The following is a 12,237-nucleotide window of genomic DNA, read 5'->3' as shown; positions in this document are numbered from 1 at the left end:
GCTGCGGCAATGAATCGGGCCGCACTCGCAGAGTATCGGCCACACAGGGCGATAGCTTGAGGCTTGTGCTGCGCATATTTGGCGCACGATCGTACCAGTAATGACGCAGTTAATAGCATTAAGCCATCATCATTTATGCCAGACGCAGAGTAAAGCGCCGCAGCCCTGTTGCGGGCAACGGTGCTTGAGGTGACGATACATACCGCCCCGTCTCACCACTGTCTCAAAATGAGACGGAGCATCCCGGCGACACACTGCCAACCTTGCCCGACAGCGCCTGAAAACAGGGACTTCGCCACTTTGGCACAAGCGTTGCGAACACCCGGCACTCACTCACAACAATGAGGTTTGCCATGTCCACCACTGCCCCCCTGCACCCCGACGTCGAAGCCTTCATTCGCCGCGCCCCACGCATGCTGATTGGCGCCGACTGGGTCGACTCCAGCGATGGCGCCCGCCTGACCCTGCGCAACCCGGCCAACGGCGAGAACCTCTGCGAGGTGCCCGCCGCCACCCCGGCCGATGTCGACCGCGCGGTACACGCCGCCCGCCAGGCGTTCGATGACTCCGCCTGGAGCCGCACCCGCCCACGCGAGCGGCAGAACCTGCTGTGGCGCCTGGCCGACCTGCTTGAACGCGACGGCGAAATCCTCGCCCAGCTCGAATGCCTGAACAACGGCAAGAGTGCCGTGGTAGCCCGGGCCATGGACGTGCAGCTGTCGATCGACTTTCTGCGCTATATGGCCGGCTGGGCCACCAAGATCGAAGGCAGCACCGTCGAGGTGTCGATGCCGTTGATGCCCGCCGATCAGTTCCACGGGTTCGTGCGCCGTGAAGCGGTCGGCGTGGTCGGCGCCATCGTCGCCTGGAACTTCCCGCTGCTGCTGGCCTGCTGGAAGCTCGGCCCGGCCCTGGCCACCGGCTGCACCATGGTCCTCAAGCCTGCCGATGAGACCCCGCTGAGTGCTCTGAAACTGGCCGAACTGGTACTGGAAGCGGGTTACCCGGCGGGTGTCCTCAACGTCGTGACCGGCACCGGCCTGGTCGCCGGCGATGCCCTGACCCGCAACCCGCTGGTCGACAAACTGACCTTCACCGGCTCCACCGCCGTGGGCAAGACCATCGGTAAGATCGCCATGGACTCCATGACCCGGGTCACCCTGGAACTGGGCGGCAAATCACCGACCATCGTCATGGCCGACGCCGATCTGGCCAGCGCCGCCGCCGGCGCCGCCAGCGCGATCTTCTTCAACCAGGGTCAGGTGTGCTGTGCCGGTTCCCGCCTGTACGTGCAGCGCAAGCATTTCGACAATGTGGTGGCCGATATTGCTGGCATCGCCAATGCCATGAAACTCGGCAATGGCCTGGACCCCAGCGTGGAGATGGGACCGCTGATTTCCGCGCGCCAGCAAAAGCGCGTCTACGACTACATCGAGCAAGGCCGCAGCAGCGGTGCGACCATCGCCTGCGGTGGCGAGCAATTCGGCCCCGGTTACTTCGTCAAGCCAACGGTGATTGTCGATGTCGACCAGCGTCACCCGCTGGTGCAGGAAGAAATCTTCGGCCCGGTGCTGGTGGCCATTCCGTTCGATGACGAAGCTGACGCGGTGCGCATGGCCAACGACAGCCCCTACGGCCTGGGTGCGAGCATCTGGTCCAACAACCTGGGCGCGGTGCACCGGATGATCCCGCAGATCCGCTCGGGCTCGGTATGGGTCAACTGCCACAGCGCCCTCGACCCGGCGTTGCCGTTCGGCGGCTACAAGATGTCGGGGGTCGGCCGGGAAATGGGCGCAGCGGCCATCGAGCACTACACCGAGCTCAAGTCGGTGCTGATCAAGCTGTAACCCTCAGAGTGGCAATGCGCTGTTGCTGGCCGCGCTCGCCCAACGGGCGGTCGAGGCCAGCAGGCGCTGGATCAAGGCCGCGTCTGCTTGAGCTTGCGGTACAGGGTTGCACGGCTGATGCCCAAGGCCTCGGCTGCCGCAGTGACATTGCCACCATGGCGCTCCAGGGCCTGGCGAATCAGCACGCTCTGACTGTCGCGCATGCGTGTGCTGGGCGGCTGGGCGCTGTCGCGCAATTCGTCGAGCAGGTTGTCGGGCAGATGATCCAGGCCCAGTTCCTGTTCACCGGCTTCACGCATGGCCAACAGCAAGCGCAAGGTCATCTCCAGCTGACGGATGTTGCCCGGCCAGTGATAGTCGGCGAACAATGCACTCAGTTCGCTCGAAAGCTTGACGCTCTGGCCTCCGAGGCGATCAAGCAGGCTGCGCACCAGCGCCGGCAGGTCTTCGCGCTCTCGCAGCGCGGGCAACTGCACGCTGATGCCGTGGATACGGTAATAAAGGTCTTCACGAAACTGCTGGCTTTGCACTTGGGCCTTGAGGTCGCGGTGGGTGGCGCAGATCAGCGCGATATCCAGGTCTTGCTCCTGGCCTGCACCCAACGGCGCAACCTTGCGTTCCTGCAACACCCGCAGCAGGCGGGCCTGCAAGGCCAGCGGCATATCGCCAACTTCGTCAAGAAACAGCGTACCGCCATGGGCCTGCTGCAGGCGCCCGATCATGCCGCCGCGACGCGAGCCGGTGAACGCCCCTTCACGGTAGCCGAACAGTTCCGACTCGATCAGGCCTTCAGGGATCGCCGCGCAGTTCACCGCCACAAAGGGTTTGTCGGCGCGCGCGCTGTCCTGATGCAGGGCGCGCGCTACCACTTCCTTGCCGCTGCCGGTCTCGCCCAGCAGCACCACCGGCAGGCCGTTGGCCAAGCCCTGACGCGCCATGCGCAGGGCCCTGGCGTGGCGGCTGTTGCCGGCGCCAAGGCGCTCCAGGTCCGGCTGTTGAGTGCTTTGCCGAGGCGCCCGCGCAGCTGGCACGGCAACGCTCAATGACCGCTGCGGCACTTGCAGGGTCTTGTAGAAAAAACCACCCTTGGCTGTCTCGATGCTTTCGACGTTGCCTGGTTGCACGCGTGCCAGCCATTGCTCCAGACGCATGCCGAGCAGGCTGTCGCAACGCTGGCCGAGCAGCGCCTCGCGGCGGCTGCCGAGCAGTTGGCAGGCCTGGTTGCTGGCGGCCAGGATACGCCCGTCCAGGCCCAGTGCCAGCAGGCCTTGCCAAGGGGAGCCGAGGTATTGCCGGCGGCTGTGAAACGCCAGCACGATCTGCTGTGGGTAACTGTTGTTGAACAGCTTGCCCTCAATCTGGCTGACCGCCAGGGCGAGCAAGGCAGTGCGGTCCTGCAAGCGGCCCAAGGGCCCTTGGCGGGTCAGGTCGAGCACGCCGAACAAATCACCTTGCGGGCAGTGGATCGGCACTGAGGTACAGGAGTAATCGCTGAGCCGTTCGAGAAAATGTTCACCACAATCGATCTGCACCGTGCGCGCCTCCACCAGCGCCGTCCCCAGGGCATTGGTGCCGCGTTCGGCTTCACTCCAGCGGGTACCCGGGGCAATCCCCGCCTCGGTGCTGTGGCGCACAACGTCGGCCGGGCCTTCAACGGCCAGGATGGTCGCATCGGCGTTGGCCAGGATGATCAGGGCGTCCTGGCCCTGATGCCCGCTCAAGTAATCGAGTTCCGCAGTGGCGGCATCGAGCAGCAGGCGGTTGTTGGCGAGTAACAGATCGAGGTTGGCCACCGGGGCCAGGCCGAGGTCGTGGTGACTGTGCACACCGACGCCATGATCAAGGCTGCGGCGCCAGGAGGCGTCGATTTCGGCACGCAACACGCCTTCCGGCACCTGGCCGTCCACCGCGAGTATTTCCCGGGCTCGGCGTGTACTGGGAGGGAGTGCGATCGTTGTTGTTTGTTGCGGGCTCATCGGCTGCTCCGGATCGGTATCCCGATTCAAGCAAGTCCCACGCCAGCAATGGTCGTCGGGGCAAGCGGCTCCCATCCTTTTACGTCAAGGACGGTTGCGCTGCAATCACCCGGTGTCACTATTGCAGCATCCCCAGGGCCTTGGCCCGGGCCACCGCCTGGGTACGGCGCTCGACGCCAAGCTTGCTGTTGATGTGGCTGGCGTGGGTTTTCACCGTGTGCAGGGAAATGAACAGGCGCTCGCTGATTTCCTGGTTCGAGCAGCCTTGGGCAATCAGCTCTAGCACTGCCATCTCGCGGCTACTCAACGATTCGTTGCCAGCCATCGATTCGACCGATTCAGGCGTCGGCAGCAACCCCAGCAAGCTGCTTTGGGCGGCCCCCTGAGGGTGTTGCAGCAACTGCTCACGCAGCCATTTCGGGTGATCCTGCAGCAGGCGCTGGAAAGGTTGCAGAACACCGCCGCGCGCGGACTCCAGGGCCAGGCCCAGCAGGTCTCGCGCCTGCGCCTCGTTATTGCTGGCCAGCAGCAGAACCATCCACTGGCACAGCGCAGTGACGCAGAGCATCTGCCCGCCGCTGGCCTGGCCGCGCTCCACCAGTGCCTGCAAGCGGCGCCCGGCCTGTTCCAGACGACCTTGGGTGCGTTCGAGCAAGGCCTGCTGCAGTTCGATATGCAGCGGCAACAACGGGTGGAACTCGGGAGCAGCCGCCGCTTGTTCGCCACCGTAGGTCTGGCCCAGGCGCAACAGCCAGGACTCGGCCAGGTCGGTGCGGCCCTGGGCCAGCCACAGCTCGCACTTGACCAGGGTGATCATCGCCAGATAGAAAATCGGCGGCACGTCCCAGATATGCATCAGCCGCTCGGCTTCGGCAAGCTCGGCAAAGGCTTCGGCGAAACGCCCTTCGCGGCCATCCAGCGAAGCGATCACGCAATGGCCGATCAGTACGCTGATGTCGCGACAGGCGCGCGCCTCGATCAGCCCGGCGCGCAGGCGGCTACGGCCGGTTTCCGGTTGTAGCCGTGCCGCCAGCAGGTAGCCCTCGTACAGGGTCAACCGCGCTCGTGCCGCGTACAGCCGTTGCGCCGACAAACCCTGCAGGCGCTGCAGACCCTGGCGCACTTCATCCAGGGCGCGCAGCACCTCACCACGGGCATGCAGTACCCGCGCGCGGTCGTAATGGGCCAGGGCTTCGAACAAGGGATTGCCGACCCGCTGGGCCAGCTCCAGCGCTTCGCGGTTCCAGCCGCGGGCACGCCAGAAATCGGCATCGGCGATGGCCAGGTTGGACAAGGTCGACAGGCATACCAGACGCTGCCCATAGCGCTTGAACGGCAAGCTGTGCAGCGCTTCGGAGCAGTATTCGAGGGTGCGCTGGCGGTCGCCGCGACCACGGGCAATCACCCCGCTCAACGCCAGCCACTGGGCCAGCATGGATTTCTGTGCGGTGGCTGAAGGCGCCGGCAAAAAACGGCTCAGGTGGCTGGCCAGCTCTTCGGCGGCATCCAGTTGCCCGGCCAGGCCCAGGGCCCAGCTGTACAGCACGATCAGCCGCGGCGTGCTGATCAGCAGGCTGTCGGGCAGGTCCATCTTCCAGCGCAGGAGCATGCCAACGTTCTGCTCGGCCAGCAGCTGCTCTTCGGACAGGTTCTGCACCAGGTTGGCGGCCACATCCAGGTGCCCGGCACGCAAGGCTTGCTCGACGGCTTCGTCGAGCAGGCCCTGGCCATGGAACCAGCGACAAGCGCGCAGGTGCAGGCTCGACAGCGGCAGGCTGGCCTGGCGGGTGCGCAGCAGGTCGGAGAACAAGTGATGATAACGGAACCAGCGCCCGTGCTCGTCCAGCGGCACCAGGAACACCTGGTGTGCCTGCAGGTAACGGAGGATCTCGGCACTGTCATGGCTTTCGCGCAGGGCATCACAGAGCTCGGCGCAAAAGCGCTCCTGGCAGGCGGTGTCGTAGAGAAACCCCTGCACTTCGGCGGGCAGCATCTCGATCACTTCTTCAAGCAGGTAGTCGCGAATCAGCCCCTCGCCGCCGTGCAGGGCCTGAGGCAAGGCACTGTCGGCCCCCGCCTCGTTGGCGGCCAGCAACCAGAAACGCAAACCGGCGACCCAGCCATCGCTGCGCTGGATCAGGTTGTCCAGCGCCTGTCCGCGCAGCACGCTGGGTTGCTGGCCGAGCACGGCGAGGGATTCATCGGTGGTCAGGCGCAAGTCCTGCTCATTGAGTTCGAGCAACTGGCGCGACAGGCGCAGGCGCGCCAGGTGCCAGTCTGGCCGCTGCCGGCTGGTCACCAGCAGCACCAGGCCAGGCGGCAGGTGATTGAGGAAAAACTGCAGGCAGCGATCGAGCACCGGGCCCTGGGCCAAGTGGTAATCATCCAGCACCAGCAGCAAGGGGTTGTGCGGCTGCAGGTGCCGGGCCAGCTCATCGAGCAGGCCGTCGAGCCATTCCTCGAAGGCAAACGGCTGATGCCGCTGGCGCATTTTCAGCAGGCCCAGGGCCTGGCCGCCAAGCGCCGGGCAGTACTGCTGCAAGCCTTCGAGCAAGCGCTCAAGAAAGCGCCCGGGGTCGTTGTCGCGCCGGCTCAGCCCCAGCCACAGGCTGCTCCAATGGTTGGGCAGCCCCTGGCAGAACTCCACCGCCAATGAACTTTTACCGAAGCCTGCCGGTGCGTTGACCAGCAACAAGCGCCCACCGAGCCCCGCGTGCAAACGCTGGCACAAGCGTGCTCGCGGTACATAGCCCTCGGGCAATGGCGGACGAAAGAAGCGGCCCTCCAGGACGCTCATGGCCTGGCTGGCGAACCCTTGCGTACGGGACAGATCAGTCATGGCCGGCTCGTTCTAGTTAGGGAATCTTCGGCAGTACGGATCAAGGCAGACTAGCGGGTTAAACCGCACATTTGAAGATGATTGCCCCTTTATGCCGAAAAAAGACTACAACAAAAAACGACAAACCTGAGCGGGTCACGCTGCGCAAACAGAAACGCCCCGGCAAGCCGGGGCGTTCTGGGAGATCACACGGAGGTTTTAAAGCTTAGCGCACACCTTCCTGGCGAAGCGCGGCAGGCTGGAAGTCAGCCTTGGAGGCAGTGAAGCCAAAGTCGTAGGCTCTCTTTTCCTCGTTCTTCATGCCCAGGGCCAGGTAACGACCCGATTGCAGGTCGTAGATGGCTTCCAGGGTGTACCACGGCACCTGGACGTTGTAGTAGTCCTGGGAGTGGGCCTCGGACACGCGCCACAGCTGGTTGCGGCCGTCGTACTGGTCGATCACCGCGGCTTGCCAGGTGTCTTCGTCGATGTAGAAGTCACGCTTGGCGTAGATATGGCGCTGGCCCGGTTTCAGGGTCGCAACCACATGCCATACCCGGCGCAGCTCGTAACGGGCGAGGTCCTGGTTGATGTGCCCGGCCTTGATGATGTCGGCGTACTTGAGCTTTGGATCGTCAAGCTTGTAGCTGTTGGAGGCAATGTACAGCTCTTTCTTGCCTTCCAGCTTCCAGTCGTAGCGATCCGGCGCACCGTTGTACATGTCCAGGTTATCGGAGGTGCGCAGGCCGTCGGCAGCAGTACCCGGGCCGTCATAGGAAACCTGTGGCGCAGCCCGTACCCGACGCTGGCCGGCGTTGTAGACCCACGCTTTGCGAGGCTCTTTGACCTGGTCCAGGGTTTCATGCACCAGCAGTACGGTACCGGCCAGACGCGCTGGCGCCGTCACCTTCTGCTTGAAGTAGAACAGTACGTTGCCCGGGTTGGCCGGATCGTAGTCTTTCATCCGGTCACGGAAGACGAACTGGTCCTGGAAGTACACCAGGCTGTACGAGCCGTTTTGCTGCGGCGTGGCCTGGGTTACCAAGCGGGTCACGCTGCCGCCACGGTAGCGGGTGATGTGGTTCCAGATCACTTCCACGCCGCTTTTCGGAATCGGGAACGGCACGGCGTTGTCGAAGTTCTCCAGGCCGTTGCCGCCACCGACCAGGTTGGTGCTGGTGGCGTTTTTCTTGATCGCGGCAAACACCGCATCCGGCACGGTAGAGCCGCGGTGGGTCGGGTACACCGGAATCTTGAAGGTGTCCGGGTAGCGCTTGAGCATGGCGACCTGGCCTGGGGACAGTTTGTCCTTGTACTGGTCGACGTTCTGCGCGGTGATGGTGAACTTCGGTTGCTCGGTGCCGTACGGGTCGGCAAGGAAGCCCCTGCCATCGACGCTGCCGACATCAGTGGACAGCGGCTTCCAGGCGGTGATCGAACCGTCGGCATTACCGGCTTTTTCCGCGCCCATCGGCGTCAGGCTCGTGCCCAGCTTGGCCGCCTCGTCGGCGGAAACCGCCGCCATGACACTGGTCGCCAACAGGGACAGGCCCAGTACACCGGCTTGCAGCAGAGTCTTGGTTGTTTTCATCTTCATGGTCGTCCTGAATCCGAATTCTTAGAAGTTCACGCCGAAGCTGAGGGCGATGAAATCGCGGTCATCCACGGTGGTGTACTTGCCGTCGAAGAAGTTGGTGTACGACAGGCTGGTGGTGTAGGTGTTCTGGTACTCGGCGTCCAGGCCCAGGCTGATCGCCTTGCGCCCTTCCTCGAAGTTGCCGCCAGGGCCTGGCGAGTAACCGGAGACGTCATGGGACCAGGCGATGTTCGGCTTGAGGTTGACCCCGGCGAACACGTCGTTGTAGTCCCAGATCGCCCGGGCGCGGTAGCCCCAGGAGGTGCTGGTGGTGTAACCGTCGTTTTCGCACTTGCGGCTGCGGTTGTCGCTCGAGGTGCCGGGGCCTGCGCCAGTGATGGTGCCACTGTTGAGGATCTGCGAGCAGGTATCGAAACCGCCGGTTGCCGGCAATGGACCAGGACCGTAGACCGGGTCACGGCCATAACGCACTTCGTGAGCGCTTTCCAGGCCACCGACATGGGTCACGCCCAGTTCACCCACCACCGTCAGACGGCTGGCGCCCATGACCTGGTCGAAGAAGTGCGTCAGGGTGGTCTGGAACTGGGTGATTTCCTTGCGCCGGTAACCGTGCAGGTCCTGGCCAGGGGTACCATTGAGCAAAGAGGCGTTAGCCAGGGTCCCGCCAATTGGACGCACACCTGCAAACAGGATGTCGGTGGTGTTCAATTGCACCGGCGCGTTCGGCCGGTAGCTGATCTCACCGCTCCACGCGGTACCGGTAGGCAGGGTGGTGGAGAAGCTCAGGCCATACAGGCGGATGTCTTCAGGGTACTCGACGAAGTACTGCGAGTTACCCGCAACGATCAGCGGCGCCAGTGGCCGCAGGGATGCAGGCAGGCCGGCCAGCCCGCCGAAGACCGAAGCCGGGGCGCCGGTGGCGCTGAAGATCGGCGCACGGCTGTGGTAGTTCATGAAGTAGGCGCCGAATTCGGTGCCCAGCGGGTCGTACATGTAACGGAAGGCCACACCGAACTGGCCGCTGTCGCGCGCATCGCGGTCCGGGCCACGGCGTACCATCACGCCTTCTTCGTTGATGTCCACCCCGCGGGTGGCGAGGAACTGCTGGGCAGCGCCCGGCACCGTGCGGCTGCTGTTGAGCACGCGCAGGTTGTCGGTACAGCCGTCGGCAATGATGTCCGGCTGGGAGAAGAAGGTGCCGCAGTTGTCGACGACGGTCTGGTCCCATTCGATCTGGTAGAACGCTTCGGCCGAGAGGTTGTCGGTCAGGCTCTGGGACACATAGAACATGTTGACCGGGATCAGGCCTTCCTTCACCTCGGCGCCCGGGCGACGGAACGCGGCGACGTCGATCGGGTTGATCGAGTTGATGCCGCCACCGATGAAGGTACTTTCACCCCAACTGACCACCTGCTTACCCAAGCGCACCGAGCCCGGCTGATCGGCGATGGAATAGTTGTGATAGACGAAGGCGTCGAGGATCTGCCCACCGGACGATTGCGCGCCCTCTTTGCGGTTGGAATCGCTGATGTCCTTGAACTCGCGATGCTCGTCCTTGAGTTCGAAGTCGTACCAGTACTTGCCACGGACGAATACCCCGGTATCGCCGTACTTGAGCTCCAGGTCATGGATGCCCTTGAAGATCTTCGAGAAGGTTTCACCGCGCTTGAAGTTCAGGTGGCCGTCATCGGAGGTTTGCGACAGGCCCTTGCCGCCGTTGTTGACGCCGATCAGGTTCTTGTTCGGGTTGGCTGTCGACCAGCTCGCCCCCACCGACAGCGACGAGTCGAACGAGCCTTCGATTTCACCGATGTTGAAACTGACGCCGAATGCAGGACCGGCGAGCGTAGAAGCGAGGCTGACGGCCAGGGGCAGTTTCGCCCGGCGCCAGAACAGATTTGCTGATGTCATCGACGCTACTCCATGTACTTTATTTTTATGGCAGTGAGTCCTTTGCAGAAACGCATCGGTCGAGCGGTGTGAGCGCACCTTTTGCTCGAGCGAGTGGCTGGGCACATGCATGTGCGACCCCCGTTCCTGAAAATCCCCTGAGCCGACTATAGCCAGCAGGTTGAACTGCTTGATCCCTCTAAAGTGTGATTTGCATCCCAACCCCTCTGACGTGGTCTGCATGACCGGCCACTACGCTGACAGGGGGAAGAATGGCTGAATTTCGTTATTTGACAAGGCAGCCATGCGTCTGGCGTGCGGGTCGCGCCCGAATGGGCACGACCTGCCAGATTTTACAGGGTCGAGAGGAAGGTGCTGTTACTGGCTTGCCATTGGCTGATATCCACGCGGATTCGCTTCTTGTCGAGCTTGCCGACGCTGGTCTTGGGAATTTCAGTAACAAGGGCGATCTGACTGGGGATTGCCCACTTGTTGATGTGCCCCAGTTCCACGAACGGCTTGAGGTGCGCCTTGAGCGCCTTGGCATCGATGCTCTGGCCTTCGTGGATCACCAGCAGGGCAAACGGCCGCTCGCCCCACTGCGGATCGGCGACACCGACCACTGCCACTTCGCGGATCGCCGGATGACGGCTGATCAGGTCTTCGAGCTCCAGTGAAGAGATCCACTCACCGCCAGTCTTGATCACATCCTTGATGCGGTCGCGGATATCGATCACGCCCATGCTGTCGAGGGTGGCGACGTCGCCGGTGTGCAGCCAGCCGCCGTGCCAGAGTTCGGCGCCCTTCTCGGCCTCGCGGAAGTAGCCCATGGTCAGCCACGGCGCCCGCAATACCAGTTCGCCCTGGGTTTCGCCATCGGCCGGGAGGAACTTGCCAGTACCGTCGACGATCGCCGCCTCCACCAACGGTACCGGCACCCCGGCCTTGATCCGGTAGGTGATGCATTCATCTTCGCTACCGGCCAGCAATTCGTCGTTGAGGTGGGCACAGGCCACCAGCGGGCAGGTCTCGGACATGCCGTAGGCTGCGGTCAACTGGATGCCATGGGCCTTGGCCGCCTCATACAGGGCGCGGTTCAGCGCACTGCCGCCGATGATGATCTTCCAACCGCCAAAGTCCTGCTGCTGGGCGCCCTTGGCGTTGAGCAGCATCTGCAGGATGGTCGGTACGCAGTGCGAGAACGTCACCTGCTCCTTGCGCCACAGCTCGCACAGCATCTCCGGCTCGTAACGCCCCGGGTAAACCTGCTTGATGCCAAGCATGGTCGCCACGTAGGGAATACCCCAGGCGTGGACATGGAACATCGGGGTAATGGGCATGTACACATCGTTGCTGCCGAGCAGGCGCACGCTGTCGATACTGCCGGTGACCGACGCCGCCGCCAGGGTGTGCAGCACCAGTTGCCGGTGGGTGAAGTACACCCCCTTGGGGTTACCGGTGGTGCCGGTGGTGTAGAACGTGGTGGCCACCGAGTTCTCGTCGAAATCGGGGAACTCGTACACCGGGCTGGCCGCCGCCAGGAGTTGCTCATACTCACCGACCAGGTTGGGCAGGTCGGCGGTTTTTTGCTCGCCATCGGTCAGCAGCAGGGTTTTCTCGACCGTGGTCAGTTGCCCGGCGATAGCCTGGTAGAGGCCGACAAAATCGCTGTTGACCAGCACGAAACGGTCGTCGGCGTGATTCATGGTGTAGAGGATCTGCTCCGGCGACAGGCGCACGTTGATGGTGTGCACCACCGCGCCGATCATCGGGATGGCAAACATGCATTCGAGGTAGCGATGGCTGTCCCAGTCCATCACCGCCACGGTGTCACCGGCCTTGACTCCCGCCGCGGTGAGCACGTTGGCCAGCCGCGCGATGCGTTCGTTGAGGGTCAGGTAGCTGTAGCGCAGTTGATCGCGGTAGACGATTTCGCGGGTTTTCTCGTAGCGACTGCCCGACAGCAGCAAACGCTTGATCAACAGCGGAAACTGATAGGCGCCCTCGGCGGGAGGAATGACGCGAGTCTGCAACATAGGAGTCCCTTTTCTAGAGTGCACAAGCTAAACAAGACATGTCCTACTCTAGAACGCCACAGCAGCGGCCAAA

The 12,237-nt window shown here is 63.3% G+C and carries 6 protein-coding genes; 1 reads left to right on the top strand and 5 read right to left on the bottom strand.

All coding sequences use genetic code 11. The annotated features are described in order from the left end of the window. Positions 1 to 353: 353 nt before the first annotated feature. Positions 354 to 1,847 carry an aldehyde dehydrogenase gene (locus NLX68_RS23185; RefSeq protein ID WP_254285984.1) on the top strand — a complete coding sequence of 498 codons (1,494 nt, stop codon included), beginning with the start codon at positions 354 to 356 and terminating at the stop codon, positions 1,845 to 1,847. A 71-nt stretch (positions 1,848 to 1,918) separates the two neighbouring features. Here NLX68_RS23185 and NLX68_RS23180 read toward each other — a convergent pair whose 3' ends face one another. The 5 genes from NLX68_RS23180 to NLX68_RS23160 all read right to left on the bottom strand — a co-directional run bounded on the left by NLX68_RS23180 (position 1,919) and on the right by NLX68_RS23160 (position 12,164). Continuing rightward, positions 1,919 to 3,823: a sigma-54-dependent Fis family transcriptional regulator gene (locus tag NLX68_RS23180; RefSeq protein ID WP_254285982.1), complete on the bottom strand. Its 1,905-nt coding sequence runs from the start codon at positions 3,821 to 3,823 to the stop codon at positions 1,919 to 1,921. A gap of 118 nt (positions 3,824 to 3,941) precedes the next feature. Further along, positions 3,942 to 6,662 (bottom strand): LuxR C-terminal-related transcriptional regulator, encoded by a 2,721-nt coding sequence (locus tag NLX68_RS23175; protein WP_254285981.1) that lies wholly within the window; start codon positions 6,660 to 6,662, stop codon positions 3,942 to 3,944. A gap of 205 nt (positions 6,663 to 6,867) precedes the next feature. Next, entirely contained in the window at positions 6,868 to 8,232 is a 1,365-nt protein-coding gene (locus NLX68_RS23170; protein WP_254286071.1) for a DUF1329 domain-containing protein, read from the bottom strand. Positions 8,233 to 8,259: 27 nt separating this feature from the next. Then, positions 8,260 to 10,149 carry a DUF1302 domain-containing protein gene (locus NLX68_RS23165; protein WP_254285980.1) on the bottom strand — a complete coding sequence of 630 codons (1,890 nt, stop codon included), beginning with the start codon at positions 10,147 to 10,149 and terminating at the stop codon, positions 8,260 to 8,262. A gap of 332 nt (positions 10,150 to 10,481) precedes the next feature. After that, the gene (locus NLX68_RS23160; RefSeq protein ID WP_254285979.1) at positions 10,482 to 12,164 is read right to left on the bottom strand and encodes a fatty acid--CoA ligase; all 1,683 of its coding nucleotides are present in this window, start codon (positions 12,162 to 12,164) and stop codon (positions 10,482 to 10,484) included. Positions 12,165 to 12,237 lie beyond the last annotated feature (73 nt).

The sequence above is a fragment of the Pseudomonas sp. SBB6 genome, from assembly GCF_024213215.1.
Taxonomy (GTDB): domain Bacteria; phylum Pseudomonadota; class Gammaproteobacteria; order Pseudomonadales; family Pseudomonadaceae; genus Aquipseudomonas; species Aquipseudomonas donghuensis.
This window is presented reverse-complemented; position numbering and strand designations above follow the sequence as displayed.

Bases quoted from the DNA above. Each gene is read 5' to 3' on its own strand.
- NLX68_RS23185 (WP_254285984.1), top strand. From the start codon at position 354: ATGTCCACCACTGCCCCCCTGCACCCCGACGTCGAAGCCTTCATTCGC.
- NLX68_RS23180 (WP_254285982.1), bottom strand. From the start codon at position 3,823: ATGAGCCCGCAACAAACAACAACGATCGCACTCCCTCCCAGTACACGC.
- NLX68_RS23175 (WP_254285981.1), bottom strand. From the start codon at position 6,662: ATGACTGATCTGTCCCGTACGCAAGGGTTCGCCAGCCAGGCCATGAGC.
- NLX68_RS23170 (WP_254286071.1), bottom strand. From the start codon at position 8,232: ATGAAAACAACCAAGACTCTGCTGCAAGCCGGTGTACTGGGCCTGTCC.
- NLX68_RS23165 (WP_254285980.1), bottom strand. From the start codon at position 10,149: ATGACATCAGCAAATCTGTTCTGGCGCCGGGCGAAACTGCCCCTGGCC.
- NLX68_RS23160 (WP_254285979.1), bottom strand. From the start codon at position 12,164: ATGTTGCAGACTCGCGTCATTCCTCCCGCCGAGGGCGCCTATCAGTTT.